Annotated in this window: 27 protein-coding genes; 10 read left to right on the plus strand and 17 right to left on the minus strand. The window is 66.2% G+C overall.

All coding sequences use genetic code 11. The features are described from left to right. Positions 1–121 precede the first annotated feature (121 nt). Positions 122–1171, plus strand: coding sequence for a YeeE/YedE family protein (locus KUH32_RS15910; protein ID WP_217779577.1), 1050 nt, complete (start codon positions 122–124; stop codon positions 1169–1171). Between the two features lie 119 nt (positions 1172–1290). On the opposite strand, the gene KUH32_RS15915 is transcribed toward KUH32_RS15910, so the two are convergent. The 3 genes from KUH32_RS15915 to KUH32_RS15925 form a co-directional block, all read right to left on the minus strand. Further along, positions 1291–2589 (minus strand): DUF3422 family protein, encoded by a 1299-nt coding sequence (locus KUH32_RS15915; protein ID WP_217779578.1) that lies wholly within the window; start codon positions 2587–2589, stop codon positions 1291–1293. Between the two features lie 125 nt (positions 2590–2714). Beyond that, positions 2715–3125, minus strand: a complete 411-nt coding sequence (locus KUH32_RS15920; RefSeq protein ID WP_217779579.1) for a DUF6314 family protein — start codon at positions 3123–3125, stop codon at positions 2715–2717. 125 nt (positions 3126–3250) lie between these two features. Further along, complete coding sequence (locus KUH32_RS15925) at positions 3251–4405, minus strand: sugar-transfer associated ATP-grasp domain-containing protein (protein WP_217779580.1); 1155 nt, start codon at positions 4403–4405, stop codon at positions 3251–3253. 242 nt (positions 4406–4647) lie between these two features. On the opposite strand from KUH32_RS15925, the gene purB reads away from it, so the two are divergent. Continuing rightward, positions 4648–5955: an adenylosuccinate lyase gene (gene purB, locus KUH32_RS15930; protein ID WP_217779581.1), complete on the plus strand. Its 1308-nt coding sequence runs from the start codon at positions 4648–4650 to the stop codon at positions 5953–5955. Positions 5956–5987: 32 nt separating this feature from the next. Here purB and KUH32_RS15935 read toward each other — a convergent pair whose 3' ends face one another. Beyond that, positions 5988–6323 carry a cupin domain-containing protein gene (locus KUH32_RS15935; protein ID WP_254899255.1) on the minus strand — a complete coding sequence of 112 codons (336 nt, stop codon included), beginning with the start codon at positions 6321–6323 and terminating at the stop codon, positions 5988–5990. A gap of 149 nt (positions 6324–6472) precedes the next feature. Here KUH32_RS15935 and KUH32_RS15940 point away from each other — a divergent pair, with 149 nt between their 5' ends. The 4 genes from KUH32_RS15940 to KUH32_RS15955 all read left to right on the plus strand — a co-directional run bounded on the left by KUH32_RS15940 (position 6473) and on the right by KUH32_RS15955 (position 9387). After that, positions 6473–6634, plus strand: coding sequence for an adenylosuccinate lyase (locus KUH32_RS15940; protein ID WP_217779583.1), 162 nt, complete (start codon positions 6473–6475; stop codon positions 6632–6634). Between the two features lie 91 nt (positions 6635–6725). After that, on the plus strand, positions 6726–7256 hold the full coding sequence (locus KUH32_RS15945) for a hypothetical protein (protein ID WP_217779584.1): 531 nt from the start codon (positions 6726–6728) through the stop codon (positions 7254–7256). A 68-nt stretch (positions 7257–7324) separates the two neighbouring features. Beyond that, entirely contained in the window at positions 7325–8383 is a 1059-nt protein-coding gene (locus tag KUH32_RS15950; RefSeq protein ID WP_217779585.1) for a flagellar motor switch protein FliG, read from the plus strand. A gap of 65 nt (positions 8384–8448) precedes the next feature. Further along, the gene (locus KUH32_RS15955) at positions 8449–9387 is read left to right on the plus strand and encodes a lysophospholipid acyltransferase family protein (RefSeq protein WP_217779586.1); all 939 of its coding nucleotides are present in this window, start codon (positions 8449–8451) and stop codon (positions 9385–9387) included. On the opposite strand, the gene KUH32_RS15960 is transcribed toward KUH32_RS15955, so the two are convergent. Beyond that, complete coding sequence (locus tag KUH32_RS15960; protein WP_217779587.1) at positions 9351–10058, minus strand: DUF1223 domain-containing protein; 708 nt, start codon at positions 10056–10058, stop codon at positions 9351–9353. The genes KUH32_RS15955 and KUH32_RS15960 overlap by 37 nt on opposite strands. Positions 10059–10269: 211 nt before the next feature. Between KUH32_RS15960 and acnA the strand changes: the two genes are divergently transcribed. Both acnA and KUH32_RS15970 read left to right on the plus strand, forming a co-directional pair. Further along, positions 10270–13017 carry an aconitate hydratase AcnA gene (gene acnA / locus KUH32_RS15965; RefSeq protein WP_217779588.1) on the plus strand — a complete coding sequence of 916 codons (2748 nt, stop codon included), beginning with the start codon at positions 10270–10272 and terminating at the stop codon, positions 13015–13017. Between the two features lie 210 nt (positions 13018–13227). Beyond that, the gene (locus KUH32_RS15970; RefSeq protein ID WP_217779589.1) at positions 13228–13389 is read left to right on the plus strand and encodes a hypothetical protein; all 162 of its coding nucleotides are present in this window, start codon (positions 13228–13230) and stop codon (positions 13387–13389) included. A 69-nt stretch (positions 13390–13458) separates the two neighbouring features. On the opposite strand, the gene KUH32_RS15975 is transcribed toward KUH32_RS15970, so the two are convergent. The 9 genes from KUH32_RS15975 to yajC form a co-directional block, all read right to left on the minus strand. After that, positions 13459–14013: a DsbE family thiol:disulfide interchange protein gene (locus tag KUH32_RS15975; protein ID WP_254899185.1), complete on the minus strand. Its 555-nt coding sequence runs from the start codon at positions 14011–14013 to the stop codon at positions 13459–13461. Further along, complete coding sequence (gene ccmD / locus KUH32_RS15980; RefSeq protein ID WP_217779590.1) at positions 14006–14164, minus strand: heme exporter protein CcmD; 159 nt, start codon at positions 14162–14164, stop codon at positions 14006–14008. Before ccmD ends, KUH32_RS15975 begins: the two co-directional genes overlap by 8 nt. Continuing rightward, the gene (locus KUH32_RS15985; protein ID WP_217779591.1) at positions 14161–14892 is read right to left on the minus strand and encodes a heme ABC transporter permease; all 732 of its coding nucleotides are present in this window, start codon (positions 14890–14892) and stop codon (positions 14161–14163) included. The genes ccmD and KUH32_RS15985 overlap by 4 nt, the downstream gene beginning before the upstream one ends. A 101-nt stretch (positions 14893–14993) precedes the next feature. Further along, complete coding sequence (gene ccmB / locus KUH32_RS15990) at positions 14994–15650, minus strand: heme exporter protein CcmB (protein WP_217779592.1); 657 nt, start codon at positions 15648–15650, stop codon at positions 14994–14996. Then, positions 15647–16261: a heme ABC exporter ATP-binding protein CcmA gene (ccmA, locus tag KUH32_RS15995; protein WP_217779593.1), complete on the minus strand. Its 615-nt coding sequence runs from the start codon at positions 16259–16261 to the stop codon at positions 15647–15649. Before ccmA ends, ccmB begins: the two co-directional genes overlap by 4 nt. Before the next feature lie 105 nt (positions 16262–16366). After that, on the minus strand, positions 16367–16720 hold the full coding sequence (locus KUH32_RS16000; protein ID WP_217779594.1) for an Mth938-like domain-containing protein: 354 nt from the start codon (positions 16718–16720) through the stop codon (positions 16367–16369). 136 nt (positions 16721–16856) lie between these two features. Continuing rightward, a complete protein-coding gene (gene secF, locus KUH32_RS16005; RefSeq protein ID WP_217779595.1) occupies positions 16857–17828 on the minus strand; it encodes a protein translocase subunit SecF in 972 nt (323 codons plus the stop codon). A gap of 1 nt (position 17829) precedes the next feature. Then, positions 17830–19491: a protein translocase subunit SecD gene (gene secD, locus KUH32_RS16010; RefSeq protein WP_217779596.1), complete on the minus strand. Its 1662-nt coding sequence runs from the start codon at positions 19489–19491 to the stop codon at positions 17830–17832. A gap of 29 nt (positions 19492–19520) precedes the next feature. Next, on the minus strand, positions 19521–19808 hold the full coding sequence (gene yajC / locus KUH32_RS16015; RefSeq protein WP_217779597.1) for a preprotein translocase subunit YajC: 288 nt from the start codon (positions 19806–19808) through the stop codon (positions 19521–19523). Positions 19809–20047: 239 nt separating this feature from the next. On the opposite strand from yajC, the gene serS reads away from it, so the two are divergent. Then, complete coding sequence (serS, locus tag KUH32_RS16020; protein WP_217779598.1) at positions 20048–21340, plus strand: serine--tRNA ligase; 1293 nt, start codon at positions 20048–20050, stop codon at positions 21338–21340. Continuing rightward, a complete protein-coding gene (locus KUH32_RS16025) occupies positions 21337–22038 on the plus strand; it encodes a hypothetical protein (protein ID WP_217779599.1) in 702 nt (233 codons plus the stop codon). Before serS ends, KUH32_RS16025 begins: the two co-directional genes overlap by 4 nt. A gap of 60 nt (positions 22039–22098) precedes the next feature. Here the strand turns inward: KUH32_RS16025 and KUH32_RS16030 are convergent, their stop codons facing one another. The 3 genes from KUH32_RS16030 to KUH32_RS16040 all read right to left on the minus strand — a co-directional run bounded on the left by KUH32_RS16030 (position 22099) and on the right by KUH32_RS16040 (position 25385). Continuing rightward, on the minus strand, positions 22099–22329 hold the full coding sequence (locus KUH32_RS16030) for an EF-hand domain-containing protein (protein ID WP_217779600.1): 231 nt from the start codon (positions 22327–22329) through the stop codon (positions 22099–22101). Between the two features lie 219 nt (positions 22330–22548). Then, positions 22549–24012 carry a ribosome biogenesis GTPase Der gene (gene der / locus KUH32_RS16035; protein WP_217779601.1) on the minus strand — a complete coding sequence of 488 codons (1464 nt, stop codon included), beginning with the start codon at positions 24010–24012 and terminating at the stop codon, positions 22549–22551. Positions 24013–24080: 68 nt separating this feature from the next. Further along, positions 24081–25385 carry an outer membrane protein assembly factor BamB family protein gene (locus KUH32_RS16040; protein WP_254899186.1) on the minus strand — a complete coding sequence of 435 codons (1305 nt, stop codon included), beginning with the start codon at positions 25383–25385 and terminating at the stop codon, positions 24081–24083. Between the last annotated feature and the right edge of the window lie 52 nt (positions 25386–25437).

Genomic DNA, 25437 nt, shown 5'->3' on the forward strand with positions numbered 1-25437 from the left:
CGATATCGGCCGGGAAACCGGAATAATGTTCCAGACGCGCGAGGTCTGCGACATCTAACAAGCCTTGCCCGGACATGTTTTCCGCGCCATCTGGAACATCGTTCCGATTGCGGAGGCTGACATGTTCGAAGATCTTGGCTTTGAAACCCTGACCGCCCCACAGGCCGTGGTCATCCTGGGCGCGCTGCTGGGCGTGGCGTTCGGCGTTCTGGCGGAACGCACGAAATTCTGTTTCCGCCGCGGCCTGGTGGGCGAAGATCGCCGCCAGGCGATGGGTGTCTGGCTGACCGCGCTCGCGGTCGCGTTGCTGGGCACCCAGGCCGCGGTATCGGCCGGGCTGATCGCTTTCGGCGACCATCGGTTCCTTGCCGCGGATCTGCCGCTTGCGGCGATTGTCATCGGCGGCCTGCTGTTCGGCGCGGGAATGGTGTTGACCCGCGGTTGCGTGTCGCGACTGACGGTGTTGGGCGCCACCGGCAACCTGCGCGCCCTGACCGTGCTGGTGCTGTTCGCCATCGCCGCCCATGCCACGCTCAAGGGCGTTCTGGCGCCCATCCGCACCACGCTGGGTGGCGTCACGCTGCCGCCGGGTGACACCGTCAGCCTTGCCGCCCTGCCCGGCGGTGCGCTGGTCTGGTCGGCGCTTCTGGTCACCGCGGCACTGGCCTTTGCCTTTCGTTCCGGCAACCGCCCGACGACCCTCGTCCTGGCCGCCCTGATTGGTGCATTGGTGCCGCTGGGATGGGTCGGCACGGGCTTCGTGCTCTACGACGATTTCGACCCGGTCGCCATGGAAAGCCTCAGCTTTACCAGCCCCTGGGCCGACACGCTGTTCTGGACCATCGCCTCGACCTCGATCCCGGCCGGGTTCGGTACCGGCCTCGTCGGCGGCGTGCTCCTGGGCAGCTTCCTGTCCGCGGCCACGGCCCGCCGTCTGGCCTGGCAGAGCTTCGAGACCCCGGCCCAGACCGGCCGCTATGCCACCGGTGCCGTCCTTATGGGCGTGGGCGGCGTGCTGGCGGGCGGCTGCACCGTCGGCGCGGGCCTCGCCGGTATCCCGACCCTGTCGGTCGCCGCGCTGTTGGCGCTGGCCGCCATCGCCGCCGGTGCCTTGGGAACCAACGCGGCCTTGCGCCGCAACAGCCATCTGGTTGCCCACCCGGCGGAATAACGGCTTCTCTGGTTCGGAAGTATCCCGGAGCGCGAGGCAGCGCCTCGCCGGGGGGTGCGGGGGGCCTGCTCCCCGCACAGAAAGAGCGCGCCGCAGGCGCACATCAGGATCACCTCAGATCACAGATCCGGCCCGCCCTTCTCGACTGCCGTCCGAATGCGCCGGATCATGCCCCAGACCAGCAGAACGACCGGCAGCGTCACGGCCGCCAGCAGCCAGCCGCGGCTGACACCCACCGCCTCGGCGACCGGGTAAAGCAGGTAGCCTGCCAGCGACACCGCGTAATAGCTGATCGCCACGACCGAAAGCCCCTCGACCGTCTTCTGCAGGCGCAGCTGCATGTCGGCCCGTTTATCCATGCTGGCCAGCAGCTTCTGGTTCTGGGCCGACCGTTCGACCTCGACCCGGGTGCGCAGCAAGTCGCCCGCCCGCACCGCCCGCGCGGCCATGCTGTCCATCCGGCCCTGCGCGCTTTTCACGGTGCGCATGGCCGGATCGTATCGCCGCATCATGAACTCGGCAAAGGTCTGACGGCCCTGAAAGCGCGCTTCGCGCAGAACCTCGATGCGTTGACCGACGATGGCCTCGTAGGCGAAGGTCGCGCCGAACCGGAACGCGGTCTGCGCCGACAGCGCCTCCAGTTCCGCCGAGACCGACAAGAGCGCGTTCAGCGTTTCGTCCGGCGAACCGCGCCCCTGCGTCATCGCCTCCATCAATTCGGTCAGTTCGGTGTCGATCTCGCCCATCCGGGCGGCGATCTCGCGGACCCGGGTGAAGCCCAGCATCGACATGGTCTTGTAGGTCTCGATCTCGCAAAGCCGCTGAACGATCCGTCCGACCCGACGCTCGCCGATGCCCGGCGCGGTGAAGACGCCAAAGCGCAGATGCCCGGCCGGGTCGATGCGGAAATCGCCCGCGACCACCGCGTCGCTGTCCAGAACCGAGCTGACCGCGACGCTTTCGGGCACGAACCAATCCGCGATGGCGCGGGCGATCTCGGCGTCGGCCGAGCGCTCCAACACGCGGATCAGCGCCGAAGTCATCCGCACGCCCGGCGCCTCGGCCAGCCAATCCTCGGGGAAGACGTCGAAATCCGACGGATCGAAGGCACGATCGCCCAATCCGCTCAGGAAAACGGTGTAGGTCACGAACTCGGTATGCTGTTCCCATTTCAGCGTGTTCTGACCGATCCGGCAGGAAAAATGCGTTGCGCCCGGCTGCGGGTGGTTGGCGCCGTACCGGTCCAGCAGCGCGGTCAGGTGCGCCAGGTCCTGCGTCCGGTCGCGCGCCGCCGCGCCGCGCGGCTGCTTGACGGCAAGATAGACCGCCCGGCACGGAGCGGTCAGAGATGGAAACGGCCGGGCGTGCAGCTCGTTGGCAAGCTTGTAGCGCAGCGGGTGGTCCTGAATCGGCGGCATGGCGGTTCCTCAAGGTCGCGCCGACCATAGCTGCATTTGCAGCAATGTAAAGAAAGCGTTTATTTTCATGCGGTTACGCGGATGCGATGGTATACCGCGCGGAAAAAGCGCGCGTTTTCCGCGCCTTATCCGCTTCGGGGGTCCGGGGTGCGGCGGTATCGCGTGGTACTGCGGTAGTCCTTGCGCGGACCTTTCACGGTCCAGACCGCTGTCCAGTCGGGCCAGGTGGCGAAATCATAGGCAACGTCGTACTGGTCGGGGTCGCACCAGTGTCGGGCCGTCCCGCCGCCGCGCGGCACCGTGTGAAAGAACCGACCGTCGTCGAACCAGACGCCCAGATCGGCGTCCCAGAGATAGCGACGCTCGGCGGCAAAGGCCCCGCCCATGGCAAGGGTCAGGGTGCCGGTTTCGACATAGAGCGCGCCGTCTTCCTGCGCGGTCCAGACCGCGCGACCGTCGAACCGCGCCCGGGTGCCATCGGCATGGTCCAGATCGCGGCTCAGCGTCCATGTCCCCAGAAAGTCGCTCAGCTCCATTGCCCGATCCCCACCATCAGCCACCCGGTCTATCCGCTGCGGCGCGCCCTGGCAACGCGGACGCAAGACGGAAACGGCGGCGCATCGCTGCGCCGCCGCCTGCCCTGCGGTTCGTTCCTGTCGGTTCAGGCCCAGATCATGTCCGCGCCCCAATCGCGAAAGATCTTGCGGATTTCGGGGGTCAGAAAACCCTGCCCACTGGCATATTGCGGCAGGCTGAAGGATGACCCGGCATTCACCTCGACGATGACGGGGCCGTCATCGGTGATGCAGATGTCGGTGCTTTGGTATTTCAGCGGGGTGTGCAACGACGCGACCTGCGCGTTGACCTCCAGCAGGCGGTCCCAGTGGGGCAGCGTCTCGCCCAGCAGCGCGGCATCGACCGACGGATGGGCTTCCAGTTCCTTCAGGCCCGGCCCGTCCGTGCCCACCAGGCGCAGGACCTTGCCGGTTTCGGGATCGATGTTGCACAGCAGGTTGCCCGGGCGCCAGAAATTGTCGGCCAGGTTGCCGCCCGAAGGCAGCTTGAGCACGGCATGGCTGACCCAAAGCCCGTCCTCCTTGAGGAAGTTGACCATGCGGATCGTCGCGGCGGCTTCGGTGAACTGGCGGATGAACCCGCAATTGCGCACCAGCCGCTGCAGCAGGAAGGCGTCCGAGCCGATGATGTGTTCGAGGAACTTGTGATAGGTCATGCCGCCCTGTTCGCGCAGATAGACCATGTCGTCATCGGCATTCTCGATGATGAAAACGCCGACGCTCATCAGGCCGCGATTGTGCTTGCCGAACAGCGGAAATCCCGCGGTCTTGAGAAAGCCGCGCAGGTCGTCGGCGCTGCGCAGCACGGTGCCGTCGGCATAGCGTCGGGCGCCGGTATCCACGATGGCGACGGTGTCGGGCACCGGCAGGCCGTCGCGGGTCAGGTGCAGGTGGCTCAGCCACTTGTCCTCGGTCAGGGCGAACCACCACAGGTCGTTGGTCTTGTGGATGACCTGGTTCTGCACGGCGGCGCCGACGAATTGCGCCCGCTCGTCGTCGGTGAAGCGGGCCTTGTCGTAAAGGCCGAACTTCACGTATTCGTCGAACTGGATCTTGGCGCGGCCGCGCCGCGCCTTGGACATCTCGATGCCCAGGCCGATCGGGTTGCGCCCCGATTTCCGCGCCGCATAGACCAGAAGCTCGGCCTTGTTGGGCTGGCCCTTCTTTTCCCATTTCGCGTGATCGCGGGCAACGATGGTGCCTGCCTCCGCGCTGCCTGCGTTGACTGCTGCCTCTGCCATTTTCGTCTCCGGCTTGCCTGTCTCGGTTGGCCGCAAGCCTGCGGGGCGAATGCGGCACGAATGCGGCATGGCCAAGGAAAGATGGGAACAATTCTCGTGGTATGCTTCGATTGTTTCGCACGACACCGCCCCGCGGATGCCGATGCGCCGCCGTGTCACGGCGGTGGCGGCCTTGTGAGCCCGGACAAGCCGGTCTATGACCGCCGCGACCAACCGCGTTTGCAAATACAGGTGTCACCCGCATGATCCCCCGCTATTCCCGCCCCGACATGGTCGCCATCTGGTCGCCGGAAACGAAATTCCGCATCTGGTACGAGATCGAGGCGCATGCCTGCGACGCGCAGGCCCGGCTGGGGGTGATCCCGCAGGCCAATGCCGACGCGGTCTGGAAGGCCCGCGATGTCGAATTCGATGTCGCCCGCATCGACGAGATCGAGGCGGTGACCAAGCACGATGTCATCGCCTTTCTGACCCATCTCGCCGAGATCATCGGCAATGACGAGGCGCGTTTCGTCCACCAGGGCATGACCAGTTCCGATGTGCTGGACACCACGCTGAACGTGCAGCTGGTGCGCGCCGCCGATCTGCTGCTGGCGGGCATGGATCGGGTGCTGGCCGCGCTGAAGACCCGCGCCTACGAACACAAGGACACGGTCCGCATCGGCCGCAGCCACGGCATCCATGCCGAACCCACGACGATGGGGCTGACCTTTGCCCGCTTCTATGCCGAGATGGACCGCAACAAGAACCGGCTGGAAAAGGCCCGGTGGGAGGTGGCGACAGGCGCGATCTCCGGCGCCGTGGGCACCTTTGCCAATATCGACCCCGCGGTCGAAGAGCATGTCTGCGCCAAGATGGGCCTGCGCCCCGAGCCGATCAGCACCCAGGTCATCCCGCGCGACCGCCACGCGATGTTCTTCGCCACGCTGGGCGTGATCGCCAGCAGCATCGAGAATATCGCCGTGGAAATCCGCCACATGCAGCGCACCGAAGTGCTGGAGGCCGAGGAGTTCTTCTCGGCCGGGCAGAAAGGGTCCAGCGCGATGCCGCACAAGCGCAACCCGGTGCTGACCGAGAACCTGACCGGACTGGCGCGGCTGGTGCGCATGACGGTCGTTCCGGCGATGGAGAACGTCGCGCTTTGGCACGAACGCGACATCTCGCACAGCTCGGTGGAACGCGGCATCGGGCCGGATGCGACGGTGACGCTGGATTTCGCGCTGCACCGCCTGGCCGGCGTGATCGAGAAACTGGTGATCTATCCTGACAACATGCTGGCCAACATGAACAAGTTCCGCGGGCTGGTCATGTCACAGCGGGTTCTGCTGGCCCTGACCCAGGCCGGCGTCAGCCGCGAGGACGCCTACCGCCTGGTGCAGCGCAACGCGATGAAGGTCTGGGAAGAAGGCCGCGATTTCCGCGAGGAATTGCTGGCCGACAAGGACGTGCGCGCCGCGTTGAGCGAAGCCGAAATCAACGAAAAATTCGATCTCGGCTACCACACCAAGCATGTCGACACGATCTTTGCCCGGGTGTTCGGCGCGCAATGACCGGCGGTGCGCGGGATGCCCCGCGCACATCCTCACAGGCGGATGACGTATTCCTTGGTCGTCGTCTCCACGACCTCCCAGGTGCCGACAAAGCCGGGCCGAAGGACAAAGCCATCGCCGGCCCGGACATGCAGCGCTTCACCGCCGTCTTCGGTGATGATGGAATACCCGTCGAGAATGCGGCAGTATTCCCATTCGTCGTACCGGATCGTCCACTTGCCCGGCGTGGACCGCCAGGTTCCGCAGTAAAGGCCGTCGCGTTCCTCGACGTTCCATGTCGTGAACACGGGCGTGCCGGCGATCAGCCTGTCGGCGGCCGGGCGATCGGTTTCGGGATCGACCGTTTCGGTCGTGATACGGAATAACATCTCTGTCACGGCTGTGCCCATCGTTGACTCGCGTCTGAAACGCTGTTGGCCGGCCGACCGCAATTCCGAATCCGCACCGGGGCGTTCAATCGCTTTTGACCTAGCGTCAAAGCGTGCTACCCTTCGCCTGTCCAAAAAGGGAGATGTTCATGAAGATCAAGACCCTTCTCGCAGCGGCCGTTCTGTCGCTTTCTCCGGCCGTGGCGCTGGCCTATTGTTCGGGCAGCGAACACGCCACCCAGACGATGACATGCGCCGACGGCATGGTCTACGATTCGGAAACTAACAGCTGCAAGGTGCTTTCGGGCTGATACCCCCGCACCTGCTACGCGAAAGGCGGCCGGGTGGCCGCCTTTTTCTTTTGCGCTACCTGTCGCCCGACCCTGCATGACGGAGAGCCCGATGTTTCGCCCGATCACGACCTTGACTGCCCTTTTCCTGTGTCTGCCGGCCGCAGCCTTTGCCGCGGGCGGCGACATCTCGACCCCGCCCAGGGCCCCCGAATGCAAGGACGGCCAGGTGATGGATGCCGCGACACGGACCTGCGTGGACGCCGTCGACAGCCGGCTGGACGACGGCGAACGGCTGGATGCCGTCCGCCAATACGCCTATGCCGGCGATCTGGGCGCGGCGCGCGCCGTGCTCGACGCGATGAACGACCAAGGCGCCGACGGCGTGCTGACCTACCGCGGCTTCACCGCGCGCAAGGGCGGCGATATCGGCGCCGCGATGGGCTGGTACGCCGCCGCACTCGTCGCCAATCCCGACAACATCCTTGCGCGGTCCTACAAGGGTCAGGGCCATGTCGAAGCGGGCGAGATCGTGCAGGCACGATCCGAACTGATGGAAATCCGGATGCGCGGCGGTCAGGGAACATGGGCCGAGCAGTCGTTGCGAATGGCCATCGAAACCGGCCGAGGCAACAGCTATTAGGCTCGCGCCTTAACCGCCCCGAAACCTCGGCACGCTACCGGTTGAGCAAAGCTTGACGGAGCGTTCGGATGTCTCAGACCAATGCGCTCGCCGCCCTGCCCGGCCCGGCCCGCGCCGCCGCACCGCGCGGGCTCGGCCGCAAGGCCAAGGCGGCGATCATCGTGCAATTCCTGCTGACCGAGGGGGCGGATATCCCGCTGTCGGTCTTGCCCGATGACCTGCAGGCCGAACTGACGGCCCTGCTGGGGGCGATGCGCTATATCGACCGCGACACGCTGAACAGCGTGGTCGGCGAATTCGCCGACGAACTGGAACGGCTCGGGCTCAGCTTTCCCGGCGACATGGCGGGCGCCCTGAACGCGCTGGACGGCAAGATCAGCAGCCGCACCGCGATGCGCCTGCGCAAGGAGGCCGGCGTGCGCCAGACCGGCGATCCCTGGCAACGCATCAACCAGCTGGATCCCGAAAGACTGGAACGGCTGGTGCAGTCGGAAAGCATCGAGGTCGCCGCGGTCATGCTGTCCAAGATCGACGTCGCCAAGGCCGCCCAGGTCTTGTCGCGGCTGCCGGGGGAAAAGGCGCGCCGGATCGGATACGCGATCTCGATGACGACCGGCGTCACGCCGGAAGCCGTGGACCGGATCGGCTTGTCGATCGCCGCGCAGCTGGACGCCGAACCGCCCCAGGCCTTCAAGGCGCGCCCCGACGAACGGCTGGGGGCGATCCTGAACTACGCCAGCACCGCCGACCGCGAAACCCTTCTGTCGCAGCTGGAAGAGGACGATGCCGGTTTCGCCGAAGCCGTGCGCAAGGCGATCTTTACCTTCGCCAACATCCCCGACCGGCTCAGGGCGATCGACGTGCCCAAGATCACCCGCGACGTCCCGCAAGAGGTGCTGGCGACCGCCCTGGCCGGTGCCACGTCCGAGGCCGACGCGCGCACCGCCGACTTTCTGCTGTCGAACATGTCCAAGCGCCTGTCGGGCGCCCTGAGGGAAGAGGCCGAGGCCCTGGGCGAGGTCAAGACGAAAGCGGCGGAAAAGGCCATGGGCCAGGTGGTGGCGGCGATCCGCGATCTGGTGACCGCGGGCGAGATCGAGTTCGCCGAACCCGACGAAGACGGCTGACGCTCGCGCCTTGCGGGCATCCGGGCCGCGCCCTATGACAGGGAAAACCGTCGCGGGGGCATCCCTTGGCCAAGACGAAACAGCCCGAACGGGCGCATGGCGGCTGGCAGGACCGGTTGGCCGACTGGGCGATCCGCGCCCTGATCTGGCTTGCCCTGCGCCTGCCCGCCCGCACGCGGCTGCGGTTGGTCAGCTGGATCGTGCGACGCCTGGTTTCGCCGCTGATCGGCTGGCACAAGCGGGCGCTTGCCAATCTCGATCACGTCTGGCCCGATCTCGATCCGGCGGAACGGCAGCGCATCGCCGATGGCGCGGTCGACAACCTGGCCCGCGCCTTTATCGAGAATTACGACGTGCCGGAATTCCTGCACCGCGCGCGCGGCATGACGCTGTCGGGCGAAGGCCTTGCCGCGCTGGAACAGGCGCGCGCCCAGGGCAGACCGGTGTTGTTCGTGACCGGCCACTACGGCACACCCGAAGGCGCGCGCTGCGCGCTGGTATCGCGCGGCGAGACGATCGGCGGCCTGATCCGCCCGATGTCCAACCCGTTCTTCCACGATCACTATGTGCAGAACATGCATGATCTGTCGCCGCCGGTCTTCGAACAGGGCCGCCGCGGCACGATGCAGCTGATCAAGCACCTGCAGTCGGGCGGCAAGGCGGTGCTGTTGTTCGACCTTTACGACAGCGCGGGCACGCCGATCGATTTCCTCGGCAAACCGGCGCCGACGCTCACCTCGGCGGCCGATATCGCGCTGCGCACCGATGCGGTGATGATCCCGTTCTTCGGCATCCGGCACGCCGACCGCTTCGGTTTCGATGCGGTGTTCGAGGCGCCGATACCGCATGGCGACCCGCTTGCCATGATGACCGAGGCGACCCGCCGGCTCGAGGCCCGGATCAAGGCCGATCCGACGCAATGGATGTGGGTGCATCGCCGCTGGAAACCCAAGCGACAGGCCAAACGTCAGCGCAAGCGCGCCGCGGCGATGATGGGGCCGTAACGCGGCGTCTGCACCAGCACGACGACCGGGTCGCTGCCGTTGATCTGCACGGTCGTCTCGAAATCCAACGCGCCATCCCAGCGGCCCACGACGGACCAGTCCTTGACGATATGCGAATAGGCCAGCGTCTGGCCGGCGTTTTCGCCGCGGCGGATCTTGACGCTTTCGCTGGGCTTGTAGCGCACAAGATGAATGTCGCAGGGCGCGATCTGGCCATTGGCCTTGGCGCGGATCACCAGGCTGTTGCCGCGCCGTTCCAGCGTGACCGCGGCCTTCTTCGGCGATTCGCGGTGTTTCTGGATCAGGTCGGCCACCTTCATCGGGTGCGATCCAACCACGTCTTCCTGCCCGTTGATCACCATTTGCGGCGTGTAGATCGACCGCCGCCCGCCGGTCTGAGCATAGCCTTTCTGGCGCTTGGTGAACCCGGGTTGGGCAAAGCTGTCCTTCCAGCCGATATAGTCCCAGTAATCCACGTGCAGGGCCAGCGGAATGACATCGTCGCGGTCGGCCAGCGACCCAAGGATTTCGTCGGCGGGCGGACAGGACGAACACCCCTGCGAGGTAAACAGTTCGACGACCACCGGATTCGCCTGGGCCTTCGCCGCAACCGGCGCGAGGCCCGCCGCCGCGACGCAAAACGCGAATATCCACTGTCCGATCTGACGCATGTTCCAAGCTCTTCGGTTGCCGAAGCTTACACCTAAAAGAGCCGGCAGGAATTCGCCAATCAAGGTTTTGCGAGAGTGTGTGACAGACGGGCTGACGATTTTGGTATTCCGTGGTATACAAAATCGCCGCACCCCCCTTGATCGAACTCCGCCCTTGCGGCAGAACGCGCGGTAAAGAGCCCCTATTTCACCCCTCGAAAGGAGACGCTTCATGCCCATCACGGTCGGTCAGGACAGCGCGAAGACCCGCAAGACGCTTTCGGCAGGCGGCGCATCGTTTGCCTACTACTCCATCCCGGCGGCACAGGCCGCGGGTCTGGGCGATTTCTCGCGTCTGCCCGCCGCGCTGAAGGTGGTTCTGGAAAACATGCTGCGCTTCGAGGATGGCAAGACCGTCACGGTGGATGACATCAAGGCCTTCGCCGAATGGGGCGCCAAAGGCGGCCAGAACCCGCGCGAGATCGCCTATCGCCCGGCGCGCGTGCTGATGCAGGACTTCACCGGCGTGCCCGCGGTGGTCGATCTGGCCGCCATGCGCGACGGCATCAAGGCCCTGGGTGGTGACCCGCAAAAGATCAACCCGCTGAACCCGGTCGACCTGGTCATCGACCATTCGGTCATGATCGATGAATTCGGCAATCCGCGCGCCTTCCAGGTCAATGTCGACCGCGAATACGAACGCAACATGGAACGCTACACCTTCCTCAAATGGGGGCAGACCGCGTTCAACAATTTCCGCGTCGTGCCGCCGGGCACCGGCATCTGCCACCAGGTGAACCTGGAATACCTGGCGCAGACCGTCTGGACCGATACCGACCAGAACGGCGACACGGTCGCCTACCCGGATACGCTGGTGGGCACCGACAGCCACACCACCATGGTCAACGGCGCCGCGGTGCTGGGCTGGGGCGTCGGCGGGATCGAGGCCGAGGCCGCCATGCTGGGACAGCCGATCTCGATGCTGATCCCCGAGGTGGTCGGCTTCAAGCTGACCGGCGCGATGGTCGAAGGAACGACCGGCACCGATCTCGTGCTGAAAGTGGTGGAAATGCTGCGGGCCAAGGGCGTCGTCGGCAAGTTCGTCGAATTCTACGGGCCCGGCCTCGACAACCTGCCGCTGGCCGACCGCGCGACCATCGCCAACATGGCCCCCGAATACGGCGCCACCTGCGGGTTCTTCCCGATCGACGACGAAACCTTGCGCTACCTGCGCAATACCGGGCGCGACGAGGACCGAATCGCGCTGGTCGAGGCCTATGCCAAGGAAAACGGCTTCTGGCGTGGACCGGATTACGATCCGGTCTATACCGACACGCTCGAACTGGACATGGGCACCATCGTGCCCGCCATCTCGGGGCCCAAGCGTCCGCAGGATTACACGCCGCTGGACCGCGCCGCATCGGCCTTCCTGGACGTTGTCAACGAATACCGCGGCACCGACAGCAGCGCCGCCGCCGAAGACATGGCCGCCGAGGGCCCCGCGCCCACCGAAGCCCCCGACCCCCGGAAATCCGCCGCGGTCGAAGGCCAGGACTACACCCTGCGCGACGGCTCGGTGGTGATCGCCTCGATCACGTCCTGCACCAACACCTCGAACCCCTACGTGATGATCGGCGCAGGGCTGGTGGCACGCAAGGCCGCGGCGCTCGGCCTGACCCGCAAACCCTGGGTCAAGACCTCGCTGGCGCCGGGTTCGCAGGTCGTGTCGGCATATCTGGAGGCCGCCGGCCTGCAGGACGATCTCGACAAGATCGGCTTCAACCTCGTGGGCTACGGCTGCACTACCTGCATCGGCAATTCCGGTCCGCTGCAGCCCGAAATCAGCAAGGCGATCAACGACAACGACCTGATCGCCACCTCGGTGCTGTCGGGCAACCGCAACTTCGAGGGCCGCATCAGCCCCGATGTGCGCGCCAACTACCTGGCCAGCCCGCCGCTGGTTGTGGCCTATGCGCTGGCCGGCGACATGAACATCGACATCACCCGCGATCCCATCGCCCAGACCCCGGACGGCAAGGACGTCTATCTCAAGGACATCTGGCCGACCGCGCAGGAAGTGGCCGAACTGGTCGAAAAGACCGTCACCCGCGAGGCGTTCCAGTCGAAATACGCCGACGTCTTCAAGGGCGACGAAAAATGGCAGGGCGTCGAGGTTCCCCAGCAGGAAACCTATGACTGGCCGGCCACCTCGACCTATGTGCAGAACCCGCCCTATTTCCAGGGCATGGGCGCCGAACCCGGCAAGATCACCAATATCGACGGCGCGCGCGTGCTGGCGCTGCTCGGCGACATGATCACCACCGACCACATCTCGCCCGCCGGGTCGTTCAAGGAAACCACGCCGGCCGGCAAATACCTGACCGAACGCCAGGTCGCCCCGCGCGAATTCAATTCCTACGGCTCGCGCCGCGGCAACCACGAAGTCATGATGCGCGGCACCTTCGCCAATATCCGCATCAAGAACGAGATGCTGGACGGCGTCGAAGGCGGCTACACCAAGGGTCCGGACGGCCAGCAGACCTCGATCTACGACGCCGCGATGGCCTACCAGGAACAGGGCACGCCGCTGGTGATCTTCGGCGGCGAACAATACGGCGCCGGATCGTCCCGCGACTGGGCGGCCAAGGGCACCGCGCTGCTCGGCGTCAAGGCGGTGATCGCCGAAAGCTTCGAACGCATCCACCGCTCGAACCTCGTGGGCATGGGCGTGATCCCGTTCGAATTCACCGGCGGCGATACCCGCAAGACCCTGGGCCTGACCGGCGACGAAACCGTGGCGATCCACGGGCTCGACACGATCCAGCCGCTGCAGGAAGTGCCTTGCACGATCACCTATGCCGACGGCACCGAAAAGACGATCACGCTCAAATGCCGGATCGATACCGCGATCGAGATCGAATACATCGAACATGGTGGCGTGCTGCACTACGTGCTGCGCAACCTGGCCAAGGCCGCCTGATACGCCGCCTGACGCGGTGAACCCGGCCCCGCGCGGTGGATCCCGCGCGGGGCCGGAGCCGTTTTCAGGACATGGCTTGCCGATTTTCCGGGCATCTCTCCGGATCGCTGCGCGATTTCCAGCCTATGACGACCCCGTGAGGTTCAATTCAGGCCTTTCCCCCTTATCTCCGACCCATCCGGCGCCAAGATCGGATGCAAAGGAGAGCAGATGAAAACCATTACCTTGATCCAGGCCGCCGCGCTGCTGATGCTTGCCGTCTTCGGCGCCGTGGCGGCGACCGAAAGCCCGCCCGCCTGCCCCTCGCTCGTCGCCGCGGCGCATTGCAGCCTTCCGCTCGACCAGGCGGCACCTGTCCCTTCTTCTCTTTGAAAAATACGCCCTGCCGAGGCGCGGGGCAAAGCCCCGCATCCGAGACGACCTGCGCGCGCGCCAGCGCGCTCATTGGGATGCGGCCAGGGCCTTTTCCAGTTCGGGCACGAAACGCTGCTGGTAATCCGACCCCACCAGCGGCCCGACGAAGCGGAACAGCACCGTGCCGTCGCCCGCGACGATAAAGGTCTCGGGCGGCGCAGTGACACCCCAATCGATGGCCGTGCGCCCCGCCGGGTCGAAGGGCACGCCGATGAAAGGATTGCCATCCTCGGTCAGATACCGCGTCGCCGTGCTTTCCTGGTCCTTGAAGTTCACGCCCACGATCCGGATTCCCGCGTCCTGCATCTCCAGCAGCTTGGGATGCTCGGCGCGGCAGGGCGGGCACCAGCTGGCCCAGAAATTCACCAATGTCACCTCGCCGGTGCGCAACACGTCGTCGCCGGCGCCGGGAAACGCCGCCATCGCGCCGGACGGCAAGGCGGGCGCCTGCTGGCCGATGCGGGTCGAGGGCAATTCGCGCGGGTTCTCGCGATACATCCCGAAAAGCGCCATGATGGCGAAGGCCGCGAAGATCAGCGGCGGCAGCATCATCATGAGCGAAACACGTTTGGGTTCAGCCATGACGCTTCTGCCGCTCCTCTATTGCGGCCAGTTCGCGCTTGATGCGGCGCGCGCGCATCACGCTCACGACAACCAGCGCCACGATCAGTACGATCGACACCGCGTAGGATGACAGGACCGCGCTGGCGTATTTGCCCAGGTCGGGGATCATGCCACCTGCTCCCGTGCCAGCAGGGCGCGCGCCCGGCGCGCCCGGATTTCGGTCTGGGTGCGCAAAAAGACCAGCGCGATGAACAGCAGAACGAACCCCGCGATGCAGACAAGCAGCGGGAAATAGAACACGTCGGCCACGTTTTCCTCCTTGTCGAGGCTGAGCGACGCACCCTGGTGCAGGCCCTGGTTCCAGAAATTCACCGCATAGCGGCTGAGCACCGCAAAGACCGATCCGACCAGGCACAGGATGGCGGTCAGATCCGCGGCGGTGTCGTCGTTCTCGATCGCCTCCCACAGGGCCATGTAGCCCAGGTAGAACAGGAACAGGATCAGGAACGAGGTCAGCCGCGGATCCCAGGCCCACCAGGTGCCCCACATCGGCTGGCCCCAGATCGCGCCGGTGGCCAGCGCGATGACCGTCATCACCGCGCCGACAGGTGCGGCGGCGCGGGCCGCCAGCGCACTGACATGGTGGCGCCGCACGATCCAGACCAGCGAGGCGACCAGCATCATCAGCCAGGCATTGATCGCCATCAGCGCCGAGGGTACGTGCAGGTAGATGATCTTGACGGTCGAACCCTGACGGAAATCGTCGGGGGTAAAGAAAAAGCCCCAGACCAGACCGACCACCAGGCAAACCAGCGCCAGCGCCGAAATCCACGGCAGCACGCGATCCGTCGTGCGGATGAACTTCACCGGATTGGCATATTCCCAAAGCGAGGCCATAAGCTGCACCCTATTTCCATCTTTCCCGCTTACACCTCAAATCCCCGCGAGGTGCAATGTCACGCCCTGCCCTAGCGCGTCCCGGTGCCCGGGTCCGTGACTTATCTCAAGTTGATGCGCAGCACCGCCGCCGAGGCGAAAGGCAACAGCGCCATCGTGCCGAAACTGATCCCCGCCAGCATCAGCAGCGGCGTCTGCACGTCCAGCCCTTCCGCCCCGCGCCGCGCCACTTCGGCGCCGAAGATCAGCGTCGGAACATATAGCGGCAGCACCAGCAGCGACAACAGCAACCCGCCCCGCTTCAGTCCCACGGTCAGCGCCGCGCCGAAGGTGCCGATCACCGACAGCGCCGGCGTGCCGATCGCCAGAGAGGCGACAAGCCAGGGAAAGCCCGGACCCGGCAGGTTCAACAGCAGTCCCAGCACGGGCGCCACCAGCACCAGCGGCAGCGCCGTGGTCAGCCAATGCGCCAGGGCCTTGATGCTGACGATGCCCTCCATCGGCAGCGGCGCGGTGGCCAGCAGATCGAGCGAGCCATCTTCCCAGTCCAGCGCAAAGATCCGGTCCAGCGACAACAGGCAGGCCAGCAGAGCACCGATCCACAGCACGCCGGGCGCGATCCGGGTCAGCAGGCCGGTTTCCGGGCCCACGCCGAACGGCACCAGCACCGTCACGATCAGGAAGAACGCCAGCCCCAGGCCGAACCCGCCGCCCGCCCGCACCGCCAGGCGCAGGTCCCGCATCAACAGCGCGATCACAGGAAGGCCTCGTCTTGGACGGATACCCGCGGTTCGGCACGATAGGGCGTGACGTCGAAGATCTCGGCCTCATCCAGCCCCAGATCGATATGGGTGGCGATCAGCGCCGATCCCCCGCCCTGCAGGTGCCGACGCACCGCGGCGGCGAACAACGCGACCGACGCCGCGTCCAGCGACACGGTCGGTTCGTCCAGCACCCAGACCGGCCGGCCGGTGACCACCAGCCGCGCCAGCCCCAGCCGCCGCTTCTGCCCGGCGCTCAGCGTGCCGGCGAGCCGCGTTTCCAACCCCCGCAGGTCGAACCCGTCCAGCGCCTCGTCGATGCCGTCATGGACAAAGACCCGCGCCCAGAATGTCAGGTTCTCGCGCACGCTCAGCATCGCCTTCAACCCGTCGGCATGGGCGGCATAGGCGATGCGCTCGCCCGCGCCCGCGACCCGCCCGGCAAAGGCCGGCTGCAAACCCGCCACGGTACGCAGCAGCGTCGTCTTGCCCGACCCGTTCGGCCCGCGCAGCACCAGTGCGCGGCCCGCAGGCAGAGAAAAACCGATGCCCTCCAGCACCGGCACCCCGCCGCGCGACACCGCCAGATCCGTGACCGTCAATTCCATGACCCGAGCCTTAACCCACCGGACGCGCGAGAAAAAGCGGCAAACCCGCCCTGTCCTTCTTCTCTTTGAAAAATACGCCGGCGCGACGCCGACAGGCGCGTGCGCTCAGACCGGCAGCGCGGCCAATGCCACCCGGCGCCCTTCGCTCAAGAGCACGTTGTAGGTCCGGCAGGCCGAGGGCGAGTTCATCGCCTCGACGCCGATCCCGACGCTTTCCAGGCTCTGGCGCAATCCGCCGGGAACATGCGCCGTCTCGGCGCCGGTGCCCAGGAACAGCACGTCGATCTGGCCGGTCAGCCCGGTCAGCGTGTCGAGATCGTCGAACCCGCCCCAGTTCATCCGCCCGCCGGGCGTCAACAGCAGCGGGCCGGGATGCGCCTGGCCGGCAACGCGAAAGAAACCCGGTCCATAGCCGTCGACCGGCTGGGCATCGGTAAAGGCGATCTCGTTCATCCGCATGGCTGGGTCCTCCTGCGACCGGGCCGTCGTGCCGGGCGTTCAGCCCGGCGTTTTCGGATCAGACCATAGGGCGCCACGACATCTTGACCAAGTCAAAGCGGCATTTCCGATGCAAGTTCTGCCCGCATCGCTTGGCTCAGGCATCCACATCCGCGAACTGCGTTCCGGCGCCACCATCTCCGGTTGTGGTCCAGTCCCGCTTGACGCCCAGCCACAGCAAAAAGGTGCTGGCCACGAAGATCGACGAATAGGTCCCGACCACCACGCCCCAGATCATCGCGAAGACGAAGCCGCGGATCACGTCGCCGCCCAGCACGAACAGGGCGATCAGGGCCAGCAACGTGGTGACCGAGGTCATGAAGGTCCGGCTGAGAGTTTCGTTGATCGACAGGTTCAGAACCTCTTTCAGCGGGCGCGATTTGTAGCGGATCAGGTTCTCGCGCACCCGGTCGAACACCACGACGGTGTCGTTCAGCGAATAGCCGACGATGGTCAGCAGGGCCGCGATGATCGCCAGGTCAAAGCGGATCTGAAGCTCGGAAAAGATGCCGATGGTCAGCACCACGTCATGCACCAGCGCCACCACGGCGCCCAGGGCGAACTGCCATTCGAACCGCAGCCAGATATAGACCAGCACCGCGCCGATGGCGAGCGCGACCGCCAGCGCCGCCGTTCGGATCAATTCGCCCGACACCTTGGGGCCAACGGATTCGACCGACACGAACTGGATGTCCGGTGCCACCGTCGCCAGCGCAGCCTGCGCCGCGGTGATCAACTCCGGGGTGACGGCCTCTTCGCCCTCCTGCGCCTGGATGCGCACCATCGCGACGTTCTGGTCCGGCCCGAAGGTCGGATCGAAGACTTCGGAAATCAGCACATCGCCCAGTTCCAGCGCGTTCAGCGCATCGCGATAGGCACCGACATCCACCGGCTGCGCGCTTTCGGTGCGGATCGTCGTGCCGCCACGAAAATCGATGCCGTAATTCAGCCCCTGGATCAGGAAGCTGCCGAAGGACAGCAGGATCAGGAAGACAGAGATGCCCAGCCACAGCTTGGGCCGCCCGAAGAAATCGAAATTCGTCTCGTCCGGAACCAGTTTCAGTCGCATCTCATACCTCGATGGTTTTCGGACGGCGGCGTTCGAACCAGATCACGATCAACAGCCGCGTGACGAAGATCGCGGTAAAGACCGATGTCAGGATTCCCAGACCCAGCGTGATGGCAAAGCCGCGTACCGGGCCCGACCCCATGACGAACAGGATCGTCGCCGTGATGAACGTGGTGATATTGGCATCGACAATGGCCGACAGCGCCTTTTCGTAGCCCAGTTCGATCGCGCGGGCCGGACCTTTGGCGGTCTTCAATTCCTCGCGGATCCGCTCGAAGACCAGCACGTTGGCATCCACCGCCATGCCGACGGTCAGCACGATCCCGGCGATGCCCGGCAAGGTCAGCGTGGCGCCGATCAGGCTCAGCATGCCGAACAGCAGCGCGATGTTCAGGATCAGCGCGACATTGGCGAACAGGCCGAACAGGCCGTAGCTGAGCGCCATGTAGACCAGCACCGCGACGAAGGCGACCAGCGTCGCCACCTTGCCCGCATCGATGCTGTCCTGCCCCAGTTCCGGCCCGATCGTGCGTTCCTCGAGGAATTCCAGCCCCGCCGGCAAGGCACCCGCGCGCAGCAGGATCGCCAGGTTGGTCGATTCCTCGACCGTGAAATTGCCGGTGATGATGCCCGACCCTCCGGGGATGTGGCTCTGGATCACCGGGGCCGAGATCACTTCGTCATCCAGCACGATGGCAAAGGGATTGCCGATGTTTTCGGCGGTGTAGTCGCCGAACTTGCGGCCTCCTGACGGGTTGAAACGGAAATTGACCGCCGGTCGCCCGTTCTGGTCGAAACTGGGCTGCGCATCGACCAGGTCTTCGCCGGTGACCACCGGCGCCTGTTCGAGGATGTAGAACACGCCCTCTTCGTCCAGCGACGGCAGCACCTCGTTGCCGGCGCCGGCGGGCGCGCCTGCATCGGCGGCGCGCCCGACGACGGGCTGGAATGTCAGCTGCGCCGTGGTGCCGATGATTTCCTTCAGCTCCGCCGCCGATCCGATGCCCGGCACCTGGATCAGGATGCGGTCGAAGCCCTGGCGCTGGATCGTCGGTTCGCGGGTGCCGACCTCGTCGATGCGGCGGCGGATGATTTCCAGCGACTGGCGCATCGTGCGTTCGTCGGTGGCGGCCTTTTCGGCCTCGGACAGGGTGACGACGATGTCGCTGCCATCGGCGCGCACGTCCAGGTCCGTGGCGCCCGCGCCGGTCAGCGTGACCACCGGCCGCGCCAATCCGCGCACCAGTTCGACCGCGCGGGTCATGCCCTCGGGCTGCGAGATGCGCACGCGCAATTCGTCCGGCGGCGAAGGTTGCAGGCGGATCGTGCCGACGGTGGCGCGCTCGGGACGCAGCGCGTCGCGCACCTCGGGCCAGAACGACTCGAGCCGGGTCTGGTAGACATCGGCCACCTTGACCTCGGCCAGCAGATGCGCGCCGCCGCGCAGATCAAGCCCCAGATTGACGAGCCTCGATGGCAGGAAAGTCGGCCACGCCGCTGATTTTTCTTGATTTTCCGGCGTGTCCGCGCCCAGTTCGATCGCCGCCATCGCGTCGTTGTGGACTTCGACACGGGTATAGAAGGCGTTGGGAAGCGCGAGCACGAGGCCAAGGGCCACAACGCCCCAGATCAGCACGCGTTTCCAGAGATCGATCTGCAGCATCGGCCGCGCCCCCTTGGGAAAGGATCAGGTCAGGAATTGGCCGGTTCGGTCTTGGAGATCACCTGAGCGATGGTGTTCTGCACCACGCGGACCTTGACGCCTTCGGCAATTTCAAGCTCCAACTCGTTGTTTTCCTTGACCTTCACGACCTTGCCGATCATGCCGCCCTGGGTCACCACCTGGTCACCCCGGCGCAGGCCGGCCACCATCGCCTGGTGCTGTTTCATCTTTTTCTGCTGCGGACGGATCAGCAGAAAATACATGATCGCGAAGATCAGGATCAGCGGGATGAACTGGGCAAAGGCATTGCCTTCCATGGGATGCTCCTTGGTCGCTACGGCGGGGCACCCCCGCGAATTGCGCGGAACCTATGCCCGGGCGGGCCGGGATGCAAGACGAAGCGGGCGCAGCGATCCGTCCTGTTCGCCGCGATTTCGGGACGGATTGGTCCGCCTTGTCGCGGGCCGCATCAAAGCGCGGGAACGCGGCCCCTACCCCCTGCGGCGAAGATGCGTCATAAGGCGCGCGACGACTCACGACCCCAAGGGAGGATCCGATGCATGACATCCGCGCCATCCGCGACAATCCGGCGGCTTTCGATGCCGTCATGTCTCGCCGGGGGCTGGATGCGGTGTCGTCGGAAATCCTGAGCCTGGACGAGGCGCGCCGCGCCGCGATCCACGCCGCGGAAACCGCGCAGGCCGATCAGAACAAGGCGTCCAAGCAGGTGGGTGCCGCCAAGGCCGGCGGCGACGAGGCCGAGTTCGAGCGCCTGCGCGCGCTGGTGGCCGAGAAAAAGGCCGAGGTGGCCGAGATGCAGGACCGCGCCAAGGCGCTGGACGCGCAGCTGACCGACCTGCTGATGCGCCTGCCCAACCGGCTGCATGACGACGTGCCGGACGGCGCGGACGAGGCCGACAATGCCGAGATCCGCCGCTGGGGCGAGCCGCGCGCCTTCGATTTCCAGCCGAAGGAGCATTACCAGCTGGCCTGCGTGCAGGACGGGTTGGATTTCGAGACCGCCGCCAAACTGTCGGGCGCGCGCTTTGCCGTCATGTCCGGCGCCGTCGCCCGGCTGCACCGGGCGCTGGCGCAGTTCATGCTGGACACCCACACCACCGAAAACGGCCTGACCGAGACCTGGACGCCGGTGCTGGTACGCGAAGAGATGATGCTGGGCACCGGGCAATTGCCGAAATTCGGCGACGACAGCTATCAGACCACCAATGGCTGGTGGCTGGTGCCCACCGCCGAGGTCACGCTGACCAACATCGTCAACGGGCTGGTGGTCGAGGAAAGCTATCTGCCGCGGCGCTACGTCGCCCATACGCAGTGCTTCCGCTCCGAGGCCGGCAGCGCCGGCAAGGACACCGCCGGCATGTTGCGCCAGCACCAGTTCGAGAAGGTCGAGATGGTGTCCATCACCCATCCCGACCGGTCGATGGAGGAACACGCGCGGATGACGCGCTGCGCCGAGGACATCCTGGAACGGCTGGGCCTGCCCTATCGCACGGTGGTTCTGTGCAGCGGCGATATCGGTTTCGGTGCGATCAAGACCCATGACATCGAGGTCTGGTTGCCCGGACAGAACACCTATCGCGAGATCAGTTCCGTCTCGGTCTGCGGGGATTTCCAGGCGCGACGGATGAATGCGCGGTTCAAGCCCGCAGGCGGCGGCAAACCGGAATTCGTGCACACGCTGAACGGTTCGGGCCTGGCGGTGGGGCGCTGCCTGATCGCGGTGCTGGAGAACGGCCAGACCGAGGATGGCGGCGTGGTGCTGCCGCAGGTCCTGGCGCCCTGGCTGGGCGGCAAGACGCGGATCACGCCGGAGGGAACACTGGCATGACGCGGGTCTGGGCAGCGCTGGTTCTGGCGGCGGCGCTGGCCTTTGTCGTGTCGCCGCTGCTGGCGCCCGGGTTCAACGGGTTCGAGGCCGACCAGTTCCCGGTGCCGCAGGATGCGCCGCCGGTGCAGCCGGCGGGATATGCCTTTGGCATCTGGGGATTGATCTATGCCTGGCTGGTGGTCGGCGCGGGCTTTGGCCTGTTGCGCCGCAGCGCCGATCCGGACTGGGCCCCGATGCGCCCGCCTCTGACGCTGAGCCTGGCCGTCGGCGCCACCTGGCTGCCGATCGCGCAGGTCTCGCCCATCGCCGCCACGGTGCTGATCTGGGTGATGCTGGCCGCGGTGCTGGTCAGCCTGTTCCGCGTCGGCGACACCGACCGCTGGCTGCAACAGGCGCCGGTGGCGATCTATGCGGGCTGGCTGACGGCGGCCTCGTGCGTGGCGCTTGGCCTGCTGCTGGGCGGCTACGGGTTGCTTGACGGCACGCCGGCGGCGCTGGTGGCGCTGGCACTGGCGTTGGGCATCGCGCTTGTGGTGCAATACCGGCTGCACCGCGCCCCGGAATACGGCATCACGGTGATCTGGGCGCTGGTCGGCGTGATCGTGGCCAATTCCCAGCCGTTCAACGCCGCCGTGGCGGGTCTGGCCATCCTGGGCATCTTCGCGATCCTGGCGCTGCGCGGCACCGACACGGAATGACAAAGGGGTGTCCGGTTGCCCGGAACACCCCCCGTTTCCCGTGCCTTTGTCGCTTCGGGATCAGCCTGCGATCAGGCCGGCCGACACTGCGGCGGCCAGTTCTTCGGCGTTGATGGCGCCATCGGCATCGGCGTCGATCTCGGCGAAGGTTTCTTCGGTCAGGTCGGGATAGCTGACCAGCATTTCTTCCATCGAAAAGACGCCGTCGCCATTGCTGTCGGCCACTTCGGCATGGGCAGCAAATCCGGTCACCGACAGCGCGGCAACGAGGGCAATCACGGTGGACTTCATTTGGTGTCTACTCCAAGGCGGATCATGTCCGCGAAACAACGGCTTGGTGCCGTCGCGTGTTCATGTAGCAAGGCCATATCCGCCCGCAAGACCCTGAAATATTTGCGTGAACGGGGATCGGCAAAGGCGCGCCGATGCAGGCCGAAACCGCGCATTCATGGGCGGCACAGCGCCGGTGTCCCAAGCGTCGCGCGCCCGCCGCGGACACGTGCGCCGGGGTCAGTCCTTCTTGGATTGCAGCTTGCCCAGATGTTTGCCGAGCGCACCCGGGCGCTTTTTCTTGCGGCCCTTGAACGGGTTCTGGTCGCCCTGGCCGCGCATCGTCAGGCGGATCGGCGTGCCGGGCATGTCGAAATCCTCGCGCAGACCGTTGACCAGGTAGCGCGAATAGCTTTCGGGCAGCTTGTCGGGATGGCTGCACATCACCACGAAGCCCGGCGGGCGCGTCTTGGCCTGGGTCATGTAGCGCAGCTTGATCCGCTTGCCCTGTGGCGCCGGCGGCGGATGGCGCTGCACCATTCCGTCGAGCCAGCGGTTGAGCTGTCCGGTCGAGACGCGGCGGTTCCAGACCTCGTGGGCCTTCATCACCGCCTCCTGCAGCTTGTCGAGCCCGCGCCCGGTGCGGGCCGAGATCGTCACCAGCGGCGCGCCGCGCAGTTGCGGCAGCACCTTTTCGAAGGTTTCGCGCAGGTCGCGGATCTTGGCGTTCTTGTCGTCCTCGACATCCCACTTGTTGACCGCCACGACCACGGCGCGGCCCTCGCGTTCGGCCAGATCGGCGATCTTGAGATCCTGCACCTCGAAGGGGATGGCCGCATCCAGCAGCACGATCACCACCTCGGCGAACTTGACCGCGCGGATGCCGTCGCTGACCGACAGTTTTTCCAGTTTTTCCTGGACCTTGGCGCGCTTGCGCATGCCGGCGGTGTCGAAGATGCGCACCGGCACCCCGCCCCAGTCGAGCTGGACCGAAATCGCGTCGCGGGTGATGCCGGCCTCGGGGCCGGTCAGCATCCGGTCTTCGCCCAGGATGGCGTTGACCAGGGTCGACTTGCCCGCGTTGGGCCGGCCCACAACGGCGATCTGCAGCGGCTTGTCGCGCGTGATCGGGCGCGGGCCGTCGTCCTCGTCGCCCTCTTCGACGCTGATTTCCACCTCGGGGGCCTCTTCGGCGGCGCGGGCGGCATAATCCTCGGCCAATGGCGCCAGGGCGGCATAGAGCTCGCCCATGCCTTCGCCATGTTCGGCCGAGATGCGCACCGGCTCGCCCAGCCCCAGCGAGAAGGCTTCGAGCGTGCCGCTTTCGCCCGCCCGTCCCTCGGCCTTGTTGGCGGCCAGGATCACGTGCTTGGCGCGGCGGCGCAGGATCTCGGCGAAAACCTCGTCCGAGGCGGTGATCCCGGCTCGGGCATCGACGATGAAGAGGCAGATATCGGCCATGTCGACGGCGCGTTCGGTCAAGCGCCGCATCCGCGCCGGCAGGCTGTCGTCGGTAGCCTCTTCCAGCCCCGCGGTGTCGATCACGGTAAAGCGCAGATCGCCCAGCCGGGCCTCGCCCTCGCGCAGGTCGCGGGTGACGCCGGGCTGGTCGTCGACCAGAGCCAGCCGCTTGCCCACCAGCCGGTTGAACAGCGTGGACTTGCCCACGTTGGGGCGCCCCACAAGGGCAAGCGAGAAGGTCATCGGTTACTCCGGTTCAGCGAAGCCCGCCCTCTAGCGAAGCCCACAGGCAAAGTCCAGCGCGGCGGTGCTCAGCGATAGGCGTGCAGCACGCCCTTTTTCGACACGACATACAGCGTGCCGCCGGCCACCACGGGCCGGGTCGTCGCACCGCCGTCGATCGGGGTCTGCCCGGCCAGCGCGCCATCGGTCGGGTCGAAATAGCGCAACAGCCCGTCCGAAGAGGCCACGATCAGCCGCCCGCCCGCCAGGATCGGCCCGTGATGGGCAAAGGCGGTGTCGCGGCGGCGTTGCGGGCGGCGTTCGGGCTTGTAGCCCGGCAGGTCGACCGCCCAGATCTGTTCACCGGTCGCGGCATCCAGCCGGATCAGCTGGTTGCGGTCGGATACGAAGAACACGCTGTCGCCCGCCGGCCAGACCGGGCCGAGCGCGCCGTGCTTGGCGGTCCAGAGCCGTTCGCCATCGCCGGTGGACAGCGCCACGACGCGGCCGGAATGGTTACCGACATAGACGGTGCTGCCGTCGATCAGCGGGTCGCCGGTGATGTCGTCGATACCGGCGACGGTCACGCCGGTGCGACGGCCCAGGATGTCGGCGCCCCAGCGGCCCAGCCCGCCCTTGCGGAAGGCGGCCTGCACGAAGGCTTCGCCGAAGGAAAAGATCACCAGGTCGTCGTCGACCGCCGGGGCAGGACCACCGGCGACGTTGTTGCTGTCGCCCTGGCCTTCGATCTGCCAGCGGATGCGGCCGTTGCCGGCCTCGATCGCCCAACCGGTGGAATCGCCGCCGACGACATAGACCAGGTCGCCCGCCACGGTCGGCTTGCCGGTGGCGGTGTTGCCCAGACGCTGGGTCCAGATTTCCTGACCCGAAGCGGCGTCGAGCGCGGTCAGCGTGCCAAAGCCCGAACTGACGAACAGCCGCCCGTCGGCAAAGGCCAGCCCGCCGCCCTGCCCCTGTTCGACGCCGTCGCGCAACGGGATCAGGTCATAGCTCCACAGCAGCGCACCCGCGGTCGAGACCGCCCGCACCTGGCTTTCTGCATCCATCGTGTAGATCCGGCCATCGGCGACGACGGGATCGGTATTCAGACGCTGGCGGCGGCTGTCTCCGGCACCGATCGACAGGGACCACAGCGGCTGCAGAGGCAGGCCAAGGGCCGCGTGATCGGTGCGATAGGCCGGCGAAACAGCGCTTTGCGGCCAGCTGGCATTGGATTGCTGCGCGGCCAAGGCGATCGCGCGGGACTGGTTTTCGGGGATGACATCGGCGCCGCCCTGGCTTTCCAGCACGTCGCGCACGCCCAGACGGTCGCCGACCAGCACCGGATCGCGATCGGCGCAGGCCGCCAGTCCGATCAGCGCAAACAGCGCCATGCCCGTAAGTTTCGCCCTCGCCTGCATCCTCGTCGCCCCCTTGCGGTCTTGC

It is taken from the genome of Thalassococcus arenae, assembly GCF_019104745.1.
Classification (GTDB): Bacteria; Pseudomonadota; Alphaproteobacteria; order Rhodobacterales; family Rhodobacteraceae; genus Thalassococcus_B; species Thalassococcus_B arenae.

Bases quoted from the DNA above. Each gene is read 5' to 3' on its own strand.
- KUH32_RS15945 (WP_217779584.1), top strand. From the start codon at position 6,726: ATGTTTCGCCCGATCACGACCTTGACTGCCCTTTTCCTGTGTCTGCCG.
- ccmD (WP_217779590.1), bottom strand. From the start codon at position 14,164: ATGATCCCCGACCTGGGCAAATACGCCAGCGCGGTCCTGTCATCCTAC.
- KUH32_RS16000 (WP_217779594.1), bottom strand. From the start codon at position 16,720: ATGCGGATGAACGAGATCGCCTTTACCGATGCCCAGCCGGTCGACGGC.
- KUH32_RS15935 (WP_254899255.1), bottom strand. From the start codon at position 6,323: ATGTTATTCCGTATCACGACCGAAACGGTCGATCCCGAAACCGATCGC.
- secF (WP_217779595.1), bottom strand. From the start codon at position 17,828: ATGCGACTGAAACTGGTTCCGGACGAGACGAATTTCGATTTCTTCGGG.
- KUH32_RS15970 (WP_217779589.1), top strand. From the start codon at position 13,228: ATGAAAACCATTACCTTGATCCAGGCCGCCGCGCTGCTGATGCTTGCC.
- der (WP_217779601.1), bottom strand. From the start codon at position 24,012: ATGACCTTCTCGCTTGCCCTTGTGGGGCGCCCCAACGTGGGCAAGTCC.
- ccmA (WP_217779593.1), bottom strand. From the start codon at position 16,261: ATGGAATTGACGGTCACGGATCTGGCGGTGTCGCGCGGCGGGGTGCCG.
- serS (WP_217779598.1), top strand. From the start codon at position 20,048: ATGCATGACATCCGCGCCATCCGCGACAATCCGGCGGCTTTCGATGCC.
- KUH32_RS16040 (WP_254899186.1), bottom strand. From the start codon at position 25,385: ATGGCGCTGTTTGCGCTGATCGGACTGGCGGCCTGCGCCGATCGCGAT.
- KUH32_RS15950 (WP_217779585.1), top strand. From the start codon at position 7,325: ATGTCTCAGACCAATGCGCTCGCCGCCCTGCCCGGCCCGGCCCGCGCC.
- KUH32_RS15960 (WP_217779587.1), bottom strand. From the start codon at position 10,058: ATGCGTCAGATCGGACAGTGGATATTCGCGTTTTGCGTCGCGGCGGCG.
- KUH32_RS15940 (WP_217779583.1), top strand. From the start codon at position 6,473: ATGAAGATCAAGACCCTTCTCGCAGCGGCCGTTCTGTCGCTTTCTCCG.
- KUH32_RS15925 (WP_217779580.1), bottom strand. From the start codon at position 4,405: ATGGCAGAGGCAGCAGTCAACGCAGGCAGCGCGGAGGCAGGCACCATC.
- KUH32_RS16030 (WP_217779600.1), bottom strand. From the start codon at position 22,329: ATGAAGTCCACCGTGATTGCCCTCGTTGCCGCGCTGTCGGTGACCGGA.
- KUH32_RS15985 (WP_217779591.1), bottom strand. From the start codon at position 14,892: ATGGCCTCGCTTTGGGAATATGCCAATCCGGTGAAGTTCATCCGCACG.
- KUH32_RS15975 (WP_254899185.1), bottom strand. From the start codon at position 14,013: ATGGCTGAACCCAAACGTGTTTCGCTCATGATGATGCTGCCGCCGCTG.
- KUH32_RS16025 (WP_217779599.1), top strand. From the start codon at position 21,337: ATGACGCGGGTCTGGGCAGCGCTGGTTCTGGCGGCGGCGCTGGCCTTT.
- KUH32_RS15910 (WP_217779577.1), top strand. From the start codon at position 122: ATGTTCGAAGATCTTGGCTTTGAAACCCTGACCGCCCCACAGGCCGTG.
- acnA (WP_217779588.1), top strand. From the start codon at position 10,270: ATGCCCATCACGGTCGGTCAGGACAGCGCGAAGACCCGCAAGACGCTT.
- purB (WP_217779581.1), top strand. From the start codon at position 4,648: ATGATCCCCCGCTATTCCCGCCCCGACATGGTCGCCATCTGGTCGCCG.
- KUH32_RS15915 (WP_217779578.1), bottom strand. From the start codon at position 2,589: ATGCCGCCGATTCAGGACCACCCGCTGCGCTACAAGCTTGCCAACGAG.
- KUH32_RS15920 (WP_217779579.1), bottom strand. From the start codon at position 3,125: ATGGAGCTGAGCGACTTTCTGGGGACATGGACGCTGAGCCGCGATCTG.
- secD (WP_217779596.1), bottom strand. From the start codon at position 19,491: ATGCTGCAGATCGATCTCTGGAAACGCGTGCTGATCTGGGGCGTTGTG.
- yajC (WP_217779597.1), bottom strand. From the start codon at position 19,808: ATGGAAGGCAATGCCTTTGCCCAGTTCATCCCGCTGATCCTGATCTTC.